General features: G+C 39.1%; 17 protein-coding genes. 9 read left to right on the top strand and 8 right to left on the bottom strand.

Annotated elements, in window-relative coordinates; translation table 11 throughout:
- A complete protein-coding gene (locus HMPREF9423_RS08370) occupies positions 1 to 1,992 on the top strand; it encodes an ABC transporter permease (RefSeq protein WP_004251233.1) in 1,992 nt (663 codons plus the stop codon).
- Positions 1,993 to 2,677: 685 nt separating this feature from the next.
- Entirely contained in the window at positions 2,678 to 3,727 is a 1,050-nt protein-coding gene (locus tag HMPREF9423_RS08365) for a TIGR00341 family protein (protein ID WP_006148887.1), read from the top strand.
- A gap of 211 nt (positions 3,728 to 3,938) precedes the next feature.
- Here HMPREF9423_RS08365 and thrS read toward each other — a convergent pair whose 3' ends face one another.
- From thrS to HMPREF9423_RS08350, 3 genes are all read right to left on the bottom strand, one after another.
- On the bottom strand, positions 3,939 to 5,882 hold the full coding sequence (thrS, locus tag HMPREF9423_RS08360) for a threonine--tRNA ligase (RefSeq protein WP_006148886.1): 1,944 nt from the start codon (positions 5,880 to 5,882) through the stop codon (positions 3,939 to 3,941).
- Positions 5,883 to 5,932: 50 nt separating this feature from the next.
- The gene (locus HMPREF9423_RS08355; RefSeq protein WP_004251229.1) at positions 5,933 to 6,256 is read right to left on the bottom strand and encodes a MazG-like protein; all 324 of its coding nucleotides are present in this window, start codon (positions 6,254 to 6,256) and stop codon (positions 5,933 to 5,935) included.
- 257 nt (positions 6,257 to 6,513) lie between these two features.
- The gene (locus HMPREF9423_RS08350) at positions 6,514 to 6,888 is read right to left on the bottom strand and encodes a hypothetical protein (RefSeq protein WP_006148885.1); all 375 of its coding nucleotides are present in this window, start codon (positions 6,886 to 6,888) and stop codon (positions 6,514 to 6,516) included.
- A 205-nt stretch (positions 6,889 to 7,093) separates the two neighbouring features.
- On the opposite strand from HMPREF9423_RS08350, the gene rpsO reads away from it, so the two are divergent.
- The 7 genes from rpsO (at position 7,094) to HMPREF9423_RS08315 (ending at position 14,618) form a co-directional block, all read left to right on the top strand.
- The gene (rpsO, locus tag HMPREF9423_RS08345; RefSeq protein ID WP_001018251.1) at positions 7,094 to 7,363 is read left to right on the top strand and encodes a 30S ribosomal protein S15; all 270 of its coding nucleotides are present in this window, start codon (positions 7,094 to 7,096) and stop codon (positions 7,361 to 7,363) included.
- Between the two features lie 623 nt (positions 7,364 to 7,986).
- Positions 7,987 to 9,033, top strand: a complete 1,047-nt coding sequence (locus HMPREF9423_RS08340; RefSeq protein WP_006148884.1) for a FecCD family ABC transporter permease — start codon at positions 7,987 to 7,989, stop codon at positions 9,031 to 9,033.
- A gap of 1 nt (position 9,034) precedes the next feature.
- A complete protein-coding gene (locus HMPREF9423_RS08335) occupies positions 9,035 to 9,790 on the top strand; it encodes an ABC transporter ATP-binding protein (RefSeq protein WP_006148883.1) in 756 nt (251 codons plus the stop codon).
- Positions 9,791 to 9,813: 23 nt separating this feature from the next.
- Positions 9,814 to 10,824: an ABC transporter substrate-binding protein gene (locus HMPREF9423_RS08330; RefSeq protein WP_006148882.1), complete on the top strand. Its 1,011-nt coding sequence runs from the start codon at positions 9,814 to 9,816 to the stop codon at positions 10,822 to 10,824.
- On the top strand, positions 10,805 to 11,500 hold the full coding sequence (locus HMPREF9423_RS08325) for an alpha/beta hydrolase-fold protein (RefSeq protein WP_006148881.1): 696 nt from the start codon (positions 10,805 to 10,807) through the stop codon (positions 11,498 to 11,500). Before HMPREF9423_RS08330 ends, HMPREF9423_RS08325 begins: the two co-directional genes overlap by 20 nt.
- A gap of 152 nt (positions 11,501 to 11,652) precedes the next feature.
- Positions 11,653 to 12,996 carry a DEAD/DEAH box helicase gene (locus tag HMPREF9423_RS08320; protein WP_006148880.1) on the top strand — a complete coding sequence of 448 codons (1,344 nt, stop codon included), beginning with the start codon at positions 11,653 to 11,655 and terminating at the stop codon, positions 12,994 to 12,996.
- Between the two features lie 242 nt (positions 12,997 to 13,238).
- Entirely contained in the window at positions 13,239 to 14,618 is a 1,380-nt protein-coding gene (locus HMPREF9423_RS08315; protein ID WP_006148879.1) for a VWA domain-containing protein, read from the top strand.
- Positions 14,619 to 14,754: 136 nt separating this feature from the next.
- Here the strand turns inward: HMPREF9423_RS08315 and HMPREF9423_RS08310 are convergent, their stop codons facing one another.
- From HMPREF9423_RS08310 to HMPREF9423_RS08290, 5 genes are all read right to left on the bottom strand, one after another.
- Positions 14,755 to 14,964, bottom strand: a complete 210-nt coding sequence (locus HMPREF9423_RS08310) for a hypothetical protein (protein WP_006148878.1) — start codon at positions 14,962 to 14,964, stop codon at positions 14,755 to 14,757.
- Positions 14,965 to 15,220: 256 nt separating this feature from the next.
- Positions 15,221 to 16,204 (bottom strand): sensor histidine kinase, encoded by a 984-nt coding sequence (locus HMPREF9423_RS08305; protein ID WP_006148877.1) that lies wholly within the window; start codon positions 16,202 to 16,204, stop codon positions 15,221 to 15,223.
- On the bottom strand, positions 16,194 to 16,877 hold the full coding sequence (locus HMPREF9423_RS08300; RefSeq protein ID WP_006148876.1) for a response regulator transcription factor: 684 nt from the start codon (positions 16,875 to 16,877) through the stop codon (positions 16,194 to 16,196). The genes HMPREF9423_RS08305 and HMPREF9423_RS08300 overlap by 11 nt, the downstream gene beginning before the upstream one ends.
- A 32-nt stretch (positions 16,878 to 16,909) precedes the next feature.
- Entirely contained in the window at positions 16,910 to 18,964 is a 2,055-nt protein-coding gene (locus HMPREF9423_RS08295) for an FtsX-like permease family protein (RefSeq protein ID WP_006155747.1), read from the bottom strand.
- Positions 18,954 to 19,727 carry an ABC transporter ATP-binding protein gene (locus tag HMPREF9423_RS08290; protein ID WP_006155748.1) on the bottom strand — a complete coding sequence of 258 codons (774 nt, stop codon included), beginning with the start codon at positions 19,725 to 19,727 and terminating at the stop codon, positions 18,954 to 18,956. The genes HMPREF9423_RS08295 and HMPREF9423_RS08290 overlap by 11 nt, the downstream gene beginning before the upstream one ends.
- Between the last annotated feature and the right edge of the window lie 83 nt (positions 19,728 to 19,810).

The raw sequence follows: 19,810 nt of genomic DNA, 5'->3' as shown, positions 1-19,810 counted from the left end.
ATGTTTCGATTAACCAATAAGTTGGCCATTTCCAACTTAATCAAAAACCGCAAACTCTATTATCCTTTTGCACTAGCAGTTCTCCTTGCAGTTACTATCAGCTACCTATTTTATTCATTAACTTTTAATCCTAAAATGGTAGAAATGCGGGGTGGATCTTCTATTCAATTTACCCTACAACTAGGTCTCATCGTAGTAACACTTGCATCTGCCATTATCGTCCTTTATGCCAACAGTTTTGTCATGAAAAATCGTTCCAAAGAACTGGGTATATATGGTATGTTGGGCTTGGAGAAGCGTCATCTGATTAGTATGACCTTTAAGGAACTCTTGATATTTGGGTTAGTAACAGTCACTGCTGGTATTGGAATTGGTGCCCTCTTTGATAATCTGATTTTCGCTTTACTACTTAAACTTTCAAAGATGAAGGTGGAGCTAGTCGCAACCTTCCAATGGTCCGTAGTCCTTTCCATCCTTCTGGTATTTGGTTTTATCTTTTTAGTCATTGTCTTCCTAAATGCTATCCGCATTATCCGTATGGATGCTCTCCAACTATCTCGTGAGAAAGCAAAAGGTGAGAAGAAGGGCCGTTTCCTAGTGTTTCAGACAATCTTGGGACTACTCTCTTTAGGTAGTGGCTATTATCTAGCTCAAAGCGTAACAAATGCTCTATTAGCTATTTCTACCTTCTTTTTAGCTGTAATACTGGTCATTTTAGGAACCTATCTCTTGTTCAATGCTGGGATTACAGTTTTCTTGAAAATGCTCAAGAAAAACAAGAAATATTACTACAAACCTAACAATCTCATCTCTGTTTCTAACCTCATTTTCCGTATGAAGAAAAATGCGGTTGGTTTAGCGACTATCGCCATCCTTTCCACCATGGTTTTGGTCACCATGTCGGCAGCAACCAGTATCTACAATGGTTCTGAAAATATTAAAAAACTCCTGTATCCTCACGATATGTCAATTTCAGGACAAAATGTAGAAGTTGAGGATTTAGACCAACTTTTAACTCAGTATGCCAAGGAAAAGAACCTAACAATCAGCACTAAGGATGTTCTTAGCTATGCAAGTTTCGGCCTTTCTAGTCAAGACGGGACAAAATTAACCGCCTTTGAAAAAGGGCAAAACAATGTCATGCCTAAGACAGTCTTCCTGGTTTTTGATCAAAAAGATTATGAAAAAATGACTGGACAAAAGCTGAACCTTACGAATAATGAGGTGGGACTATTCGCTAAGAACGATGGCCTTAAAGGTCAAAAAGCATTCAGTCTTAACAATCAGAACTATACTATCAAGGAAGCAATCCAGCAAGATTTCCTCAGAGACCATGTTGCTAACCAGTATGTACTTTTGATCTCAGATTATAACTACCTTGTTGTCTCAAATTTGCAGGACTTTTTAGATAAATACCAGGATTCTGCTATATACACTCAGCTATATGGTGGAATGGATGTGACAGCAAGTAAAGAGGAACAGTTAAAGCTATCTGATGATTTCGATGCGTATGTGAATAATTTCAGTCACAATCTCAAGAACGAGAATGGTATGGTTTACGGTGCAAACATTGCGAGTGAGTCAACTGTCGAAATGAACGCTCTCTTTGGTGGAGTCCTCTTTATCGGTATTTTTCTCTCTATCATCTTTATGGTAGGTACTGTACTCGTTATCTACTATAAACAAATTTCAGAAGGTTATGAAGACCGTGAACGCTTTGTCATTCTGCAAAAGGTTGGTTTGGATCAAAAACAAATCAAGCAAACCATTAACAAGCAGGTCTTGACTGTTTTCTTCCTACCTCTGGCCTTTGCCTTCCTTCATCTGGCTTTTGCTTATCACATGTTGAGCCTGATTCTCAAGGTCGTTGGTGTTGTTGATTCAGCCATGATGTTAAGCGTAACTCTTTCCATTTGTGGTATCTTTGCTTTAGTCTATGTCCTAATCTTTATGATTACTTCAAGAAGCTATCGCAAAATTGTTCAAATGTAAAAACAGAAACATCAAAAAAGAGAGTGGGACAGAAATCGTTAATTCGTTAGAATTCGATTTCGTCGTCCCACCTCCGCACAGTTGAGTAGGGCTGTAAAAGCTGATGAAATCAGCGTAGTAGAGCCCACTCAACCACTGCGTCTTGCTCGACAATCCAAAGACAATTGAGAGGCTAGGACTTTTGTCCCAGCCTCTTTTCTAGAGCTGGGATTTTGTACAAGGTTTTATCTCTTATTTCACAACACGTGATTTGTTGGCGATATCAGCTAGGATTGCTGCTACAAACTCATCATGTTTAAACATTAAAACGGTATCTACTTTCAGAGGAGATATCGTTTTTCTTCTTCAACGGATAAGGATACAAAAATTTCTTCCTTTCTTTATCTTTTAAATTAATTGATTTCTTCAGAGAAAGACTGTAAAATTTTTGATATAATATCAAGGATGGACTGATGGATATTTAATACTCTTCGAAAATCAAATTCAAACCACGTCAGCGTCGCCTTACCGTACTGAAGTACAGCCTGCGGCTAGCTTCCTAGTTTGCTCTTTGATTTTCATTGAGTATAAAGGATAATTTTCAAAAGAATGACAGGTGAGAATTAAAAATATGTAAGATTGGACAGAAGTCTCTCTACCATCATCCATGCAGAAACAAGATTATATGAAATAAAAGGAGTAATCAATGACTGGAAACTATTCAACACGTGAATTCCGCGAGAAACTATATGATGACCTTCATGTTCGATTAAGAGATACAGTGATTTTGATGTGTTCGATTTTTATTGCCTCTATAGGTCTAAATATGAATTCAACAGCAGTTGTTATTGGAGCCATGCTGATTTCCCCTCTTATGACACCGATTGTTGGACTGGGATTCGGTTTAGCTATTTTTGATACACGTTTAATCAAGCAATCTCTACAGGTTTTACTTACTCAAGTATTGGTCAGTTTGCTTGTCTCGACTTTGTATTTCTGGATGTCTCCCTTATCTTATGCAAGTAGCGAGTTGATTGCACGAACCTCTCCAACCATTTGGGATGTTCTCATTGCTATTGCTGGTGGGATAGCAGGTTTCATTGGTTCAAGGAAAAAAGAAGCAAACAATATCGTACCAGGAGTAGCCATCGCAACAGCTCTGATGCCACCTATCTGCACTGCAGGCTATGGTTTAGCTAATGGAAATGTACGATTTTTATTCGGGGCCCTTTATCTTTTCTTGATCAACTGTGTCTTTATCATGCTAATCAACATTGTTGGAACAAGAATTTTTATGAGAAAATCTCCCTTAAGTTCATTTAATGAGCTAAGCATTAAAATGAAAATTGGGTTGATATCCTTGATTGTATTATTGATCCTTCCAGCCAGCTATTCAGCAGTCACTCTGACGATGGATCAAGCGCGAAAAGAAGGGATCAAACAGTTTGTAGAAAATGTGTTCGCCAATCATACGGTCATTAATCAAGTCTACAAGTCAAGTAATAATGAATTGGTCTTGACGGTTGTTGGAGATCCGATTTCAGAAGAAGAATTAGAAACCATTCGCCAAAAACAAGCCTCTTACGGTATTCAATCTGTTCAATTGAAAGTCAAGCAATTCCATAATTCGGCAAAATTAGATAGTGAGACGATTAAGGAATTTTACGAAAACATTGACAAGTATATCGATCAAAAACTCTCTGAAAAAGATTCACAAGATGACATCGTAAAAGAAATTGAGGCAGACAAGGACTAAGGATAGTCAACTTATCTAACTCATGGAAGCAAATCTTGGGAGGATATCCTATATCCAAAAGTTAATGGATAGAAAGGATTGTTGATGAGAATATCATTTGTGGTGGTTTGACCAATCACTACTAGCTCAGGTTAAATAAAATATAAAAAGCAACAACTGAAATAGTTGTTGCTTTTTCTTACTGAAAAATGTTTCTCAGACTGTGATCGTTTTATTTCTCAACACGAGATTTGTTAGCGATATCAGCTAGGATAGTTGCTACAAATTCATCTACTGATACAGTGTTTGTTTCTTTTTGTCCATAGCGACGAACGTTGACAGTTCCATCTTCCATTTCCTTGTCACCAACGATCAATTGGTAAGGAATTTTTTGAGTTTGAGAAGCACGAATCTTGAACTGCATTTTTTCATTGCGTTCATCCACATCAGCACGGACACCACGGTCACGAAGTTTCTTAGCCACTTCCCAAGCATAGTCTACGTGTTTTTCGTTAGAAACTGGGATAAGGGTTACTTGGTGAGGTGCAAGCCATGTTGGGAAGGCACCCTTGTAGTTTTCAATCAAGATAGCTGTGAAGCGCTCCATCGTTGAGATAACACCACGGTGAATCATAACTGGACGGTGTTCTTCACCATCAGCTCCGATGTATTTAAGGTCGAAACGTTCTGGGAGCAAGAAGTCAAGCTGGATCGTAGAAAGGGTTTCTTCTTTTCCAAGGGCAGTCTTAACCTGGATATCCAATTTTGGTCCGTAGAAGGCTGCTTCCCCTTCAGCTTCAAAGTAGTCAACACCCATTTCATCAAGGGCAGCACGAAGCATGGTTTGGGCATTTTCCCACATTTCATCGTTATCAAAGTACTTGTGAGTATCTTGAGGGTCACGAAGAGAGAGGCGGAAACGGTATTCATTCAAGTTGAAATCTTCATAAACATCGATAATCAACTGAAGGGCACGTTGGAATTCTTCTTGGATTTGTTCTGGAGTCACAAAGAGGTGACCGTCGTTGAGAGACATTTCACGCACACGTTGAAGACCAGTGAGGGCACCAGATTTTTCATAGCGGTGCATCATCCCGATTTCAGCGATACGGATTGGCAATTCACGGTATGAGTGAACATGGTGTTTAAAGACTTGGATGTGGTGTGGACAGTTCATTGGGCGAAGGACAAATTCTTCCCCATCTCCCATATCCATAGTTGGGAACATGTCCTCTTGGTAGTGATCCCAGTGACCAGAAGTCTTGTAAAGCTCTACAGAAGCAAGTGGTGGAGTGTAAACGTGTTGATAGCCAGAAGCTAACTCCTTGTCGACGATGTAGCGTTCTAACTCACGACGGATAGTCGCCCCATTTGGCAACCAGAATGGAAGACCTTGACCAACTTCTTGAGAAATCATGAATAAATCAAGCTCTTTACCAAGTTTACGGTGGTCACGTTCTTTGGCCTCTTCACGCATTTGAAGGTAGTTTTTCAAGTCTTTCTTGTCGAACCAAGCTGTACCATAGATCCGTTGCATCATAGCGTTGTCGCTATTTCCGCGCCAGTAAGCACCAGCTACATGGAGAAGGTGGAAGATTTGGATACGGCCTGTTGATGGGACATGAGGACCACGGCAAAGGTCTACATACTCACCTTGACGGTAGATGGTCAAGCCACCCTCGTCTTCTGAGTGCTCTTCGATCAATTCCAATTTATATGGGTCGTTCTTGAAGATTTCACGGGCTTCATCTTTAGTTACTTCTTCGCGAATAGATGGGAAGTTTTCTTTAACGATTTTTTGCATTTCTTCTTCGATACGAGGAAGATCTTCGTTAGAGATTTGACCAGCTTGGTTATCTGTATCGTAGTAGAAACCATCTTCGATAGCTGGACCGACACCCAAGTGAATGTCTGGGAAGAGGCGACGAGCTGCTTGAGCGAACAAGTGGGCTGCTGAGTGACGCAAGATATCCAATGCATCTTCGTGATCTGGTGTCACGATTTCGATGCTTCCGTCTTCAGTAATCGCACGAGTAGTGTCGATGAGTTTGCCGTTGAATTTACCAGCAAGAGCTTTTTTAGCTAGAGAATTGCTAATTGATTGAGCAATTTCAAAAGTTGTAACGCCAGATTCGAATTCACGAACAGCGCCATCTGGGAATGTAATTTTGATCATGGTATTCTCCTTTTTCCATAGTTTCTATGCATTGACTTTTTATTAGCAGCCTACTTCCTAGTTTTAATGTTCAACTGCTTTTCTTTATCAGAGAGGAAGTTTTCCATTTCCGTCAGGATGTCTATATCCAAACGTTGAGAAAGTTCTACTAGCCACCAGATATTTTCTGAAAGTTTATGTTCCAGTGTGTAGGGTGTTTCATCATAGTAGCGTCCTTGCTTGGTCATCACTAATCGTTGGAAATTTCCAATATCATTCGATAAAGCCAAGAGGTCTTCTTCTACCGTCCACTTGGAATCATGATGCTTAACTTCCAGATCATGATAAGCTTGTCGGATTGCCCAACTGCGTTCCACTAATTCTTGCAACTCCATGGTTAGTCTCCTCATAAAAAAATTGCGACATCCTAAAAAGGACGTCGCAACGTGGTTCCACCTTCATTTATGTTCCTCAAAAAAGAGGGACACCTCTGATTGGCTCTAACGTGGCCACCGTTTTATGTTTGCATAAAAGTCAGTAGAGTAGTATCAGTTTAGGCTTCCTATGCGTTCTCAGCAACCACGCACTCTCTGGTAGAAAGGGGCTAAGTGACTTGTCTCTATGCATTATTATAGCATGATTGTGAGATTTTTCAAGGATTTTGTGAAAGTTTTTTCCTTTTCAGTTTTTGCACTAGATTCTTAATAGCTACACCGACAGCCATACCCGCGAGGGTAAAGATTTCATAGGCTAGGAAGTAGAGAAGGATAAATTCTCCGAAAGTAATGATAGTAAAGCAAAAGAGCAAGCCAACTCCAATTAACCACCAAACTGAGAACTTGAAACGATAAGAGTAGAATAGTGATACTATGAAAGTCACCAGTGGAGAGAAGATAATAACGTTGCCGATGGTGAGCTCCTTCAAGATATAGTTTTTAGTAATAGTCCATAATAACAGCTCATAAAGTGGCCAATAAAAGAAAAATATGACCAGATAGTAGGGGAGATATTGCGAGAATTTACGCATGGTAATCACCTCTCTTTTCAAGATGTCAACTTAGATATCCTTCCTATAACTATTATAGCACTTTTGCGGTAAGAATAGTAAATCAGTTGACAAAGAACTTAGTTCTTGGTAAAATAAGAAATGTCGTAAAGACAAATAACTTCTTCTTGGTTACAGGCATGCCAACCTGTCACTCGGATGAAGCCAAATAAAAAGGAGAAACATCATGGCAATCTCAAAAGAGAAAAAAAATGAAATCATTGCACAATATGCACGTCACGAAGGTGATACAGGTTCAGTAGAGGTTCAAGTTGCTGTCCTTACTTGGGAAATCAACCACCTTAACGAACACATCAAACAACACAAAAAAGACCACGCTACTTACCGTGGATTGATGAAGAAAATCGGTCGCCGTCGTAACTTGCTTGCATACTTGCGTAAAAACGACGTTAACCGTTACCGTGAGTTGATCAACTCTCTTGGACTTCGTCGCTAATCTTGCGTCTAAAACGTTTCTATACTTCGTTGGCTTCGCCTCGATGTACCATCAGTACAATCTTCGGCTTGCCGCCTAGTCTACAAACGTTTTATCCAGCAAGAATCAAGCTCTCTGACTTCAGAGAGCTTTTTACTTTTTGCCAAGTGCTTAGACCGTGTTCAATTGAACATAACTTGAAAATAAGGCCACTCTAGTTGAGTAGCTTTTTTTTTATTTTTGTCACCTTACCTCGATATACTCAAGTATAATCTTCGGTTACGGTTCCTAGCACTGTAAGGTAAAATAAACCAGAATGATCTCCCTTCGGGGAGATTTTTTGTTTCACTAACATTTTTGTACAATCTTCGGCTTGTCGCCTAGTCTATAAACGTTTTATCAAGCAAGAATCATGAAGCTAAGGGCGTTAAAAATCCGTATGAAAATAGGGAAAGGACACAGTGTTCGATGAACACAAGGAGTTTCATCTTTTTCACTAGGATTTTAGCCCGAGCTCAAATTAGCTCTCTGACTTCAGAGGGCTTTTTTGTGTGCTTTTTTCTAGTCTTGTCCCTGATTTAGAAATGTGGTATACTAATTATGAAAATTGTCTAAATTTTTAATCTTTGTTAAAGGAGGGTTTCATGCTTTCCAAATTTTCTGGAAGCCATCAAAACCTGAGATATTGTTTTTTACTAGCTATCTTGTTAGGAGCTTTGGGGATTTCTCTGTTTCTGGCAGTTTCTATGGGGTCTGTTCAAATTAGCTTAAGTGATACCTATCGGATAATTTTGAGTCAGTTAGGGGCTCCTTTTGAGATAGGAGACATTTCAAAGTCTACGCTTGCTATTGTTTGGAATATGAGGTTACCACGGGTTTTTCTTGCTTTGATAGTTGGTGCTGGCCTTTCTATGTGTGGTAGCGTTATGCAGTCAACGGTCAATAATCCAATCGCAGAGCCCTATGTATTAGGAATTTCAGCCGGGGCAACCTTTGGAGCAACTTTGAGTATTATTCTTGGATTTAAAGTTATGATTGGTCTAGGTTCTTTCCTCGGAGCGATTTTAGCAACAGTTGCGGTTCTACTCATCGCATCCATGCAAGGTAGAATGACAACTTCTAGCCTCATTTTATCAGGGACAGTTGTGAATGCCCTATTTTTGGCTTTTTCAAACTTTATTATCTCTATTGGGGCCAATGCTGATAGCGTTATGACCATCAAGTTTTGGACCATGGGTTCTTTAGCAGGGACATCCTGGGCTCACTTAACCTTGCCAACTATAATCGTGGGAATCGCCTTTTTATTTTTCTCTTCCCAATACCGTGTTTTCAATGCCATGATGATGGGAGATGAGGCGGCTTTGACTTTGGGAATTCCCTTGCGTTTTTACTGGTATCTTTATGTGACGATTGTAGCTGTGATGACGGCAATCTTAGTTTCGACTTGTGGGATCATCGGTTTTGTAGGTCTGATAACACCTCATCTGGCCCGAAGTTTGGTAGGGACAAATTACAAAAGGCTTTTTCCGATAGCAACCTTACTAGGCGCCCTCTTTGTCGTCTGGGCAGATGTCTTTGCTCGCGTTCTGATTCAAAATGCTGAACTTCCGATTGGTATTTTCACGGCCCTAGTAGGTGCACCTTTCTTTATCTACATGGTTGCAAGTAGACGAAGGGAGGTGAGAGTCTGATATGGACTTAATGTGCCAGGATATTCACTTTGGAATCGGAGAAAAAAAGATTCTCAAAGGAGTCTCACTTAAACTTGAGGGAAACCAATTTCATACTATTTTGGGACCAAATGGAAGTGGAAAGACCAGCTTGCTGAAACTCTTTTATCGACAGGAAAAGCCGAATCAGGGCTTGATTTCTTTAGATGGGAAGCCTCTAGACCAAATGAGCGTCAAAGAAACGGCAAAGCAGATGGCAGTTATCACGCAGTTTAATCAACTTCAGTTTGATTGTACGGTTGAGGAGATTGTCATGCTGGGTAGAACGCCCCATCTCTCTTTCTTGCAAAAGGAAAAAGACAGAGATTTTGCTTTGGTTGAGGATGCTTTGATCAAGGTAGATCTGCTCGAAAAGAGAAATCGACTCTACTCTTCTTTGTCAGGAGGAGAGAAGCAGCGGGTTCTGTTAGCACGCGCCTTGGCACAAGAGCCGACCCTCTTGCTCTTAGATGAACCGACCAATCATTTGGATATCAAGTATCAGCTAGACTTATTGACCATTGTCAAAAATCTTCAGATCAATGTGCTAGCTGTCTTGCATGATATTCAGCTAGCTTGTCGCTATTCAGACTATCTCTACCTAATGAAAGAAGGGGAGATTGTTTACCAAGGTACTCCAAAAGAGACCATCACACCCGAGTCATTGCAGGCTGTCTATGGCGTTCAAAGTAAGGTAACTTGGACAGAAGATCAGCAAGCCATGATTCACTATTTATAAAAATTAAAAAGGAAAATAAAAACATGAAAAAAACACTCAGTATTTTGCTCGTAACAGTAGCTACCTTATCTTTGGCAGCTTGTGGTAACGCATCTAAAGAAACAGCAACGGCACCAGCTATAACAGAAGCTAGTCAAAAAGCTAATACAGAAACCAGCTATCCTGTGACTATCAAAACTTATGATGCTAAAGGAAATGAAGTCGAACAAGTCTTTGAAAAGGCACCTGAAAAGGTCATCACCAACAACCTCTCAACAACTGAAATCCTACTTGAACTCGGTTTGCAAGATAAAATTGCTGGCATGCTCAATCCTGATAATGCGGTAACTGGTAAATACAAGGATGCTATTGAAGCCATCCCTCACATTGGTGATAAAAAATCTGTCTCACAAGAAACAGTTCTTTCTTATGAACCAGATGCCTTGATGGGACGCAACATGATGTTTTCTGAAAAGTCAATGGGAACCATTAGTGCTTGGAATGAAAACAAAATCCCTGTTTATACGCAAAAAGCTTCACTTTCAACTATCCAACAGGATTTGGGAAATATCGTAGAAGATGTGAAGAATCTTGGTACCATTTTCAATGTCCAAGACAAGGCGAATCAATACGCAGAGCAATTACAAGCTAAAATCGATGCGGTTAAGAAAGCAAATCCAGAAACACAGGGTGAAAAGAAAAAGGCTTTGATTATGGTGGCCTACAATGACGAAACCTTTGGTGCCTACAAGTCAGCCCTTCAGGAAAGCTTGCTTAACCAACTTGGTTATACCAATGTTGCAACAGGAACTTCTGGCTTGACCTTGGAAAATCTAGTATCAATGGATCCTGAGTTGATTATCTATGTAACTAGTGACCGCAATCAAAAATTAGATGAAAAAGCAGTGGATTTGATGAAGGCAAATGCTGTTTTGGAAAATGTACCAGCAATCAAGAATCAAAAAATCATGACCATCTCTTACGATGAGTTGATGGATTACGGTCCTGCAGTGATTGATTCCCTTGAAAAAATCAATGACTTTATCAAGAAATAAGGAGTTTAACTGGGAAGGGATTCGAGTTAGGATCAGTCTTCCTTCAAACTATGATCCTCAACAAGCCTATCCACTTGTGCTTTTAAATGATGGACAATTGGACTATTTGTCAGACCTATCTCAATCAGTGATTTTGGTGGGTTTGATTCCAGAAAATCGTCTGGATGACTTTACACCTTGGAAGGCTGATGCTTTGAAAGAAGGGGCACCAGATTTTGGTGGAAAGGTAGACCGATACCATCAGAAGCTATTTCAAGGAATTATAGCAAGTCTAAAAAAAGACTATTTGCTTGATGAAAGTAGAATTGCTTATGGTGGCTATTCACTGGGTGGTCTTGCTGCTGTCTATAGTCTCTATAGTAGTCATCTACCTGTGACCTGTATCTTTTCTATCTGTGGTTCCTTCTGGTATCCTGATTTTACAGAATTTTGCAGGGAACATGATTTTATACAGAGCCAAAGTCTGATTTATCTGCAAAATGGTCAGACAGAAGGTGCCAATCATTCCAATCGTCTGTCTAAGGCTCCTATTTATGCCAGAGACATTCATGATCTGATTTCAGAGAAAGTGCCTTCGACTTATTGCACATTTGATGCTTATGGGCATCATGAAGCTCTTAAGGAACGTTATCATCATTTTTGTGATTGGCTGAGAGACGAATGGAAACTTAAGTAACCCTATAACACTCCTTGTTCATCGTAACTAGGAGTGTTTCTTATGTATACTTGGTTGTTAAAATGTTCATGGTATTATTCTTGACGGAAATCCAACCCCTGTAATAGACTAAATTATGGTATAATGAGTAGATAGATAGAATCGAGGAAATTATGTCATTTACACAATTTAAATTTAAAAAATATATAGAAGAAGCCTTGGAGGAGTTGAAATTTACGACTCCTACCGAGGTGCAGGAAAAGTTGATTCCTATTGTCCTGGCAGGTCGTGACTTGGTTGGTGAATCAAAAACAGGTTCAGGGAAGACTCATACTTTCTTGTTACCGATTTTCCAACAGTTGGATGAAGAGAGCGATAGCGTGCAGGCAGTTATCACAGCTCCAAGTCGTGAATTAGCGACTCAGATTTACCAAGCGGCTCGTCAGATCGCATCACATTCAGATGTTGAGATTCGTGTTGTGAACTATGTTGGTGGTACAGACAAGGCCCGTCAGATTGACAAACTAGCAAGTAATCAACCACATATCGTAATCGGAACACCAGGTCGTATCTATGATTTGGTCAAGTCTGGTGACCTTGCTATTCACAAGGCTAAGACCTTTGTAGTCGATGAAGCTGACATGACCTTGGATATGGGATTCTTGGAAACAGTTGATAAGATTGCAGGAAGTCTTCCGAAAGACTTGCAGTTTATGGTCTTTTCAGCGACTATCCCACAAAAATTACAACCATTCTTGAAAAAGTACTTGTCAAATCCTGTCATGGAAAAGATCAAGACCAAGACAGTTATCTCTGATACCATTGACAACTGGTTGATTTCGACAAAGGGTCGTGACAAGAACGCTCAGATTTATGAGTTGACTCAAGTCATGCAGCCGTATCTCGCCATGATTTTTGTCAATACAAAAACTCGTGCGGATGAATTGCACAGCTACCTAACAGCTCAAGGATTAAAGGTGGCTAAGATTCATGGGGATATTGCACCTCGTGAACGCAAACGGATCATGAATCAGGTGAAAAATCTTGATTTTGAGTATATCGTAGCAACTGACTTGGCTGCGCGTGGGATTGATATTGAGGGTGTCAGCCACGTTATCAACGATGCTATTCCACAAGACTTGTCCTTCTTTGTCCACCGTGTTGGACGAACTGGACGTAATGGTCTACCTGGTACAGCCATTACCCTTTATCAGCCAAGCGATGACTCTGATATTCGTGAGTTAGAGAAATTAGGAATTAAGTTTGTACCTAAGGTTGTTAAAGATGGAGAGTTCCAAGACACTTATGACCGTGACCGTCGTGCCAATCGTGAGAAGAAACAGGAAAAACTGGATATCGAAATGATTGGCTTGGTTAAAAAGAAAAAGAAAAAAGTCAAACCAGGCTATAAGAAGAAAATTCAGTGGGCAGTTGATGAAAAACGCCGTAAAACCAAACGCGCAGAAAGTCGTGCCCGTGGACGTGCAGAACGTAAAGCTAAACGCCAAACATTTTAAAAATAAAACAGTAGAACCAAGTGGTTTTACTGTTTTTTGACTCTTAAAGTCGAAGATAGTATAAGAAAAAAACGTTAATTAATTTGGACAGCAAACAAGAAATCGTCATAGAGACTGATGCTATAGGATTTTTAATCAATACTTTGATTCCAGAAAATATTTGAAAACATTCTTAAATTATGTTATTCTAAAAAAAACAGATTTTAAAAAAATATTAAATCTGTTAAAGAAAAGAGGTCATTATGGCAAAAGGAATGTTTAAGCAAGAACGTTTTTCGTTTCGTAAAATGAAAGTTGGATTGGCATCTGTGGCTATCCTCTTTGCTTTTGCACAACTTGGACAAGTTTCGGCTGATGAAACTAGTAAAGTTTCGTCAAGTGAAATTACTAAGGTAACTGAGGCACCAAAAGTAGTTGAAGAAGTCAAATCACCTATTGAAGTTGCAACTAAAGAAATTGCAGCAGAAAGTGAAAAAGCTGTTGTAAAAGAATCAGAAGCAAAACCAGGCGATTTAATTGATGTTTCTACCAAACTATCACCTATTGATGTCAAAGAAAGTCAAGAAGGTAATCAAAAAGTCTATGTAGAAACAGCGACTGCAGAAGTTTCAAAAACAGAAGTGATTGCATCTAAAGATGAGACAATTCCGGCACCAGCAACGACGACTACTGAAGGTACAGTAACTGGCAAGGATGAAAAAGGAAATACATTTACTCAGTACGAACGAGTAGACAAGACAACAACTGTGGAAATAACTAAAACACCACCAACTGTTAAAAAAGCAGGAGCAGCTGATATTGTTTTCGTGGTTGACCGTTCAGGCTCTATGGGTGGAACCATTAATACTGTTCGTAAAAATGTCAATGAGTTTGCAAGAAATCTTGCCAAAGATGGAGTAGCGGCACGTTTTGGATTAGCTACATATAGTGATGAAGTATACGGACGTCGATTAGGAAAAACTGACGAAGATACAATTCTAACGAAATTTGGTGAGACTTATTTTACAACAGATCCAGTTGAACTTGAAAAAGCTTTAGAAAAAATTAAGATTGCACATGGGGGAGATTCTCCTGAAACAGCAACTCCTGCTCTCACAAAGATTGTTTCTACTTACGACTGGTCTAAGTCACCAAAAAATAAAAAGTTTGTGGTGTTGTTAACAGATGCTAGGATGAAAGAAGATCCGTCAATTCCATCTATCGATGAGACTTTAACAACTCTGAAAAAAGCTGGTATTGATAGAATCGTAGCGACAACCTTTTATAATCAACGAAACTATAAAGATTTTGTGTCTGAGGGACGTTTAATGGATATTGATCGTAACTTGGCTGATTCTTTAACTAAGGATGCAGCTTCATGGATTGTGGAAACAGTCAGTGAGGGACGTCAGTACAAGGTAACAAAAGACAGCTACCAATTCTACTTGGAACGTCGTACAACTGTGCCAGTTTTGGAGCAGAAAGCAACTCCTAAACCAGAACCTACTGCTTACAAACCAGAACCAGCTAAACTTCCTGAAACTGGAAGCAATGATACAAGAAATCAAAGCCTCATGGGACTTGGTCTATTGTTCGCTGGACTTGGATTAGCCCTAGGAAACAGAAAATCAAAAGAACAGTAGTATAAAGTAATAAAAAAACACTTGATGTGGGCTATATGCTTTCCGCTCAAGTGTTTTTTTATTATAATATGAGAGCTATTAGAATTAGACTAAAGTAGGTGTGGTTCAAATATTCTGATGGGATTTTTATGTTTCTTTACGATGATTTCCAGAAAAATTTCCTATAAATTTTAGCAATCGTTAAAACGATAACGTAAACGATACCCAAGATGGTTAAAACAAATTTTCCAGGACTCACTTCTGATCCGATAATAAAGATATGAAAGAGAGGAGCGAGGCCAATGCACACGTATATCAGATAAGTAACAAGGTTTAATTCACCAAATCCTGCAAAAAAATCTTTCATTTAAATTCTCCTACAATATACTTTTAATATCAGTATACTATAAATAAAAGAAAAGAACAAAAGATAAATCAATAAAAACAAAACACCTGAATTAGAGCTGTATAGGCTTTTATCAGGTGTTTTTTGATTCATAAATTAAGAATTTTGATGCTAACAAGAAAACAAAAACGCTGATTTCATTTTTGGTATAAAATATGTGCTTTCTATGACTAGGCAATTGTCTTAATCGAAAAATCACGAAATAGAAAGAGAGATTTCAAATCCATGCATGCATCCATTCGGATTTTACGACGATGTCGATTTTTAAAGCATCTGCTAATTGTTTGACAAGATAGAGACCCATGCCTGTTGATTTTTTCCTTGTCTCTCCTGAATCACCTGTAAATCCTTTTTCAAAGATATGAGGGAGGTCGCAAGCTTTAACTCCACACCCATTATCCCTAATAATCAGGGTTTTGCGCCCCTTGTCACTTGACATAGAAATCTTGAGTTCTGGTTTGTCAGAGCTATATTTAAGGGCGTTGGCTAGTATTTGAGACAGGATAAATCCAAAACTGCGTTGATCGGTATAGCAGATTCCTTGTATGTTTTCTAACTTAATCGTAAAATTCTTTTCTTTGAGCAAGGGATCAAAGTTCTCCAAAAGATCTTGGATACACTCTTCTAGGTCAAGGTCTTCAAATAGAAAATCATTTTTCTCACTTTTCACCCTGTAGTAGAATAAGATCTGTGATACATTTCCTTGGATTTGATTTTTCACATAGTCCAATTTAAAAGCAGTATCCTCAGGTAGTTGGTCACTTTGATTGTCTAAAAGGAGGGAAAGAAGCGATAAAGGAAGTTTAATCTCATGCGCCCATTTTTCAACATAGTCCTCGTACTCGGCTAGTAATGAGTTGAGTTTTCCTATTTGAGCCTGCTTTTGATAAAGTGTATCTGCTATTTTTTCAATGCTTTCTTTCTCTGAGGCACTTGATAGATTCAATAATTCAAGCTCAGTATCGATCTTAGGATTGGCTATGAAGGATTTATAGGCAGCGGCTTTTTTTCTTTCTTTTCTTATAAGTAAGAAAGATAGGATGAAAAAAAGCAGGACGGTGGCTAAAATATAGAGAAGGATGAGAGCTTGAAACATTCTCACATCTGAAAGCCAAAGCAGGACAGCTGTAAATAGATCAAATGCTAAGAGAACAAGTAACCAAGGCAGATAACTAGCTAGATATTTTAGATTATGTTTCATCTGGACTTACCTCTTCTAGCTTGTAACCAATACCTCTGACGGATTTGACTTTAAGGGCAATGCCAGCTTGTTTCATCACCTTTTTCAGCCTTGCAATGTTCACTTGTAGGGCATTTTCATCGATGAACTCAGTTGTATTCCACAGTTTCATGCTTAGTTCTTCTTTTGTGACGACAGAATCAGTTGTCACTAATAAGGTTTCTAATAATTTCCCTTGATTTTGAGGGAGTAAAATCGAATGTCCGTTGATATAAAGAGTATAGGTATTTCTATCCAGCAGGAAATTATCTTTTTCAAGCAAATTTTGTCTACCTTCATAGCGTTTCAAGATGTTTTCTATACGAGCCAAGAATCTTTCTTTCTTGAAAGGTTTTGTTAAGTACTCATCAGCCCCTAATTTTAGGGCGTAAATCTCATCTTTTAGTTGTTCACGGGAGGTGAGAACCAATATGGGCACAGAGCGTTTGGACTTGAGATTTTTACAAATTTGAAAACCTGTTTCTCCTGGTAAATTCAAATCCAGTATGATTAAATCCGTATCGTATTGCAATACTTGCTGGCTTGTATCTTTGAAGTCAGTCAACTTATCAACTTGATAACCCGCTTTCTCTAACAAAATGACAATTTCATCTCGAATCAAGGTTTCATCTTCAATAACCAGAATATGCTTCATATCGGCTCCTCCTTTTCCTATTTTATTCTACCTTATTCATCTCTTTTGGGTTCTATTAATGACAACAAGTACTTGTTGCTATTTTTCTTTACAATTCTTATATAGATGACTTCAAATCCAGCTAACAGCAGTATTATCACCATGGCTGTGATAAATTTCTGCCCCATGGCCATTCTTGCACTGGCTGGTAATATTCCTGTGAGGAGGGAGCTCACTCCGAAGCTACTACTGATAAGTGCAAGGGCTATTGGTAGACCAAAATACCAATTGATTTGCTTTTCTGAAGATTTACAAAGAGTTTCGTAGTTGGCTCCAAGATGGATCAAGGTTTGGTATCGTCTGTAGGATTGTCTTTGTCCCATCAAAAACTGAACGCCAATGATTGTATTTGCCACAACAAGGAAGATGATAGCCAGATAGATGGTGATATAGCTGGCAGAGATAATGTAAAATAATTGTCTTCCCATATTTTGTATATAGCTTTCATAGCCAAGAGAGGTTTGATTTAGCTTTTCATTGGTATCTGAGATAGCCCTCATCAGGCCTTTTTCCTTGACTAGCTCAGGAGCTAAGATACCGCTGACATAGTTCGAGTAGCGACCGTCTGTATAGTTCATAAAGACTTCATCTGGGACTATGAGGGCAACAGAAATGGTGATTTCACGATCCGTTACAATCGGTAAAGACTGAACCTCTCCAATCAATTTTACATCATTTCCCATGACTTTGATTTGAGGCTTTGTCTTTAGGACAGAGTTGACGAGACTTTCATCTGGCAGAAAATCTTTCCCCATATACAAATATGCTTCCTTACTAGTTAATTCTAGAGGAGGGAGATTGGCAACCTTTCTAAGTTCATTGTATTCGGAAACTGGTATGAGGTGGGAAGTAGTAGACTGTTTAAATCTTTGGAGCAAAATTTCCTTGTTCTTGCTGTCTTTTTGCTTTTTCAACTCCTTGATAATCTCTTCGAAGGACACGGACTCGTGTTCTTTAGGTTTGCCTACTTTAATTTGCAGAATCTTTGAAAACTGTGATTCTAGTCCAGCAGCTTCAAGCTCTTTTTTTACTGTACTTACATCAAGATTTTCATCTGTATCCTGCTTGCTATCTCTAAATGTATAATCCAATACGTGGGTTTGATTGCTTGAATTGCCACTTGCAATGGCAACACCTGCTCCAAAGAGGCACAAGGCAGAGAAGATTAAGAGGGAGCAGATGGCCAGTATAGTTGAGCGCTGGATAACTAATTCCTGAATCTGTCTAAAATTATAGGCATGAAGTTTTCGATTGTTTCCAAGCTTGACCAAAAAGTCTATAAATAAACGCATACCAAAGAAGAGGAGGATAGTTCCTAGAGTCCCCAAGAAAACAGTGATGCCCATGGTTATGACACTCTCCCAAGCTCGTCCACTCATCCCCAAGTAATAGGCTGTTCCTAGAAGCAAAATTCCGAGGACAGAAGCAAGAAGGTACACCCCCTTGGGGAGTAGTTTCTTCATTCCAGAGGGTGAATAGGCAAGCAGGTTTCCGATTTCCATATTGGCCGTCTTTGCACTTAAAAGGACAAAAACAGCTAATTTTACGGCTAGGAAGCCGATGACTGTATAGAGTAGAGCTGTGGTAGATAGAGAAAATTGATGTTCAATAATCCCTAGTCCCACAATTTTAGCGGTTATTAGGCTGATTAGTTCTGAAATCAAGATAGAAATTGGAAGGCCTATTCCAAGGGCAAGGACACTGTTTCTCAAATCCTCGAGTAGGAGCAACAAGAACAGTTTGCTTCTTCGCATCCCTAGCGTTAGATAGACACCAAATTCATGTTTTCTCCTTTCCATCTGCATACTGCTTGCGAAGTAGACTAGAAAAAAGAGAATAAAGAGGGTTGCTACATAAAGAATGGGAATCATGCTAAAGAGTTTATTTACAGCGTCACTCTCTATTTGTTTGAGAAAGATCATCACATCTTGATGGGACAAAGAAAGGATGATGTAAAAGGAGATAATAGAAAGAACCATGGAACTGAAATACAAGCCATTATTCTTTCGATCCCTCTTGCTATTTCTTGAGACTAATTTAGAAAACATTGCCATCACCTCCAGCTAGGGCTGCCATGACCTTTAGTATTCTGTGGTAAAAATCTTCTTGACTTTCTCTTGGATAATCGCGTCGAATTTCATGGAATAGTTTTCCGTCTTGGATAAACAAGATGCGGTTGCAAAAGCTGGCAGCGACTGAATCGTGGGTCACCATGAGAATGGTGGTTTCTTCCACTTGATTCATTTCGGATAATTTTTGCATCAAAATGGTCGCATTTTTTGAATCCAAAGCTCCTGTGGGCTCATCTGCAAATACAATCTTAGGGTCTAAAATCAAGGCACGCGCAGCAGCTACCCTTTGTCGTTGACCACCTGATAATTGAGATGGGAACTTATCCAGAAGTTCAGAAATATCTAGATATTGGGAAAGCAATTTTAACCGAACCTTGCTTTCGTTGGCATCGACCTTGTGCAAAGACAAGGGGAGTAAAATATTTTCTTTGGCTGTCAGATTGTCCAAAAGCTCAAAATTCTGGAAGAGATAGCCAATTTCCTTGCCTCTATAATCTGCTAATTGACTACCTTTTAACTGACCTAAATCTTTTTCTTGCATTTGAATGGAGCCGTCAGTTGGTTTGATGATAGTAGCGAGACAGCTAAGAAGGGTTGTTTTCCCAGAACCACTGCTCCCCATAATCCCTAAGAACTCACCTTTGACAACTTGAAAAGATATACCGTTCAAGGCTTTGGTGATATTCGGCTCTTTTCCATAATACTTTTTTAATGATTCTACTCGTAAAATTGTTTCCATGTGAAACACCTCCATCTTTTGTTACTTTCATTATAATATGAATCAGAGTAGAATAACACTTACGGATGATGTAAGAAATCTTT

It is taken from the genome of Streptococcus infantis ATCC 700779 (assembly GCF_000187465.1).
Classification (GTDB): Bacteria; Bacillota; Bacilli; order Lactobacillales; family Streptococcaceae; genus Streptococcus; species Streptococcus infantis.
This window is presented reverse-complemented; position numbering and strand designations above follow the sequence as displayed.

Coding starts and splice junctions, on each gene's coding strand:
- HMPREF9423_RS08370 (WP_004251233.1), top strand. CDS start 1: ATGTTTCGATTAACCAATAAGTTGGCCATTTCCAACTTAATCAAAAAC.
- HMPREF9423_RS08365 (WP_006148887.1), top strand. CDS start 2,678: ATGACTGGAAACTATTCAACACGTGAATTCCGCGAGAAACTATATGAT.
- thrS (WP_006148886.1), bottom strand. CDS start 5,882: ATGATCAAAATTACATTCCCAGATGGCGCTGTTCGTGAATTCGAATCT.
- HMPREF9423_RS08355 (WP_004251229.1), bottom strand. CDS start 6,256: ATGGAGTTGCAAGAATTAGTGGAACGCAGTTGGGCAATCCGACAAGCT.
- HMPREF9423_RS08350 (WP_006148885.1), bottom strand. CDS start 6,888: ATGCGTAAATTCTCGCAATATCTCCCCTACTATCTGGTCATATTTTTC.
- rpsO (WP_001018251.1), top strand. CDS start 7,094: ATGGCAATCTCAAAAGAGAAAAAAAATGAAATCATTGCACAATATGCA.
- HMPREF9423_RS08340 (WP_006148884.1), top strand. CDS start 7,987: ATGCTTTCCAAATTTTCTGGAAGCCATCAAAACCTGAGATATTGTTTT.
- HMPREF9423_RS08335 (WP_006148883.1), top strand. CDS start 9,035: ATGGACTTAATGTGCCAGGATATTCACTTTGGAATCGGAGAAAAAAAG.
- HMPREF9423_RS08330 (WP_006148882.1), top strand. CDS start 9,814: ATGAAAAAAACACTCAGTATTTTGCTCGTAACAGTAGCTACCTTATCT.
- HMPREF9423_RS08325 (WP_006148881.1), top strand. CDS start 10,805: ATGACTTTATCAAGAAATAAGGAGTTTAACTGGGAAGGGATTCGAGTT.
- HMPREF9423_RS08320 (WP_006148880.1), top strand. CDS start 11,653: ATGTCATTTACACAATTTAAATTTAAAAAATATATAGAAGAAGCCTTG.
- HMPREF9423_RS08315 (WP_006148879.1), top strand. CDS start 13,239: ATGGCAAAAGGAATGTTTAAGCAAGAACGTTTTTCGTTTCGTAAAATG.
- HMPREF9423_RS08310 (WP_006148878.1), bottom strand. CDS start 14,964: ATGAAAGATTTTTTTGCAGGATTTGGTGAATTAAACCTTGTTACTTAT.
- HMPREF9423_RS08305 (WP_006148877.1), bottom strand. CDS start 16,204: ATGAAACATAATCTAAAATATCTAGCTAGTTATCTGCCTTGGTTACTT.
- HMPREF9423_RS08300 (WP_006148876.1), bottom strand. CDS start 16,877: ATGAAGCATATTCTGGTTATTGAAGATGAAACCTTGATTCGAGATGAA.
- HMPREF9423_RS08295 (WP_006155747.1), bottom strand. CDS start 18,964: ATGTTTTCTAAATTAGTCTCAAGAAATAGCAAGAGGGATCGAAAGAAT.
- HMPREF9423_RS08290 (WP_006155748.1), bottom strand. CDS start 19,727: ATGGAAACAATTTTACGAGTAGAATCATTAAAAAAGTATTATGGAAAA.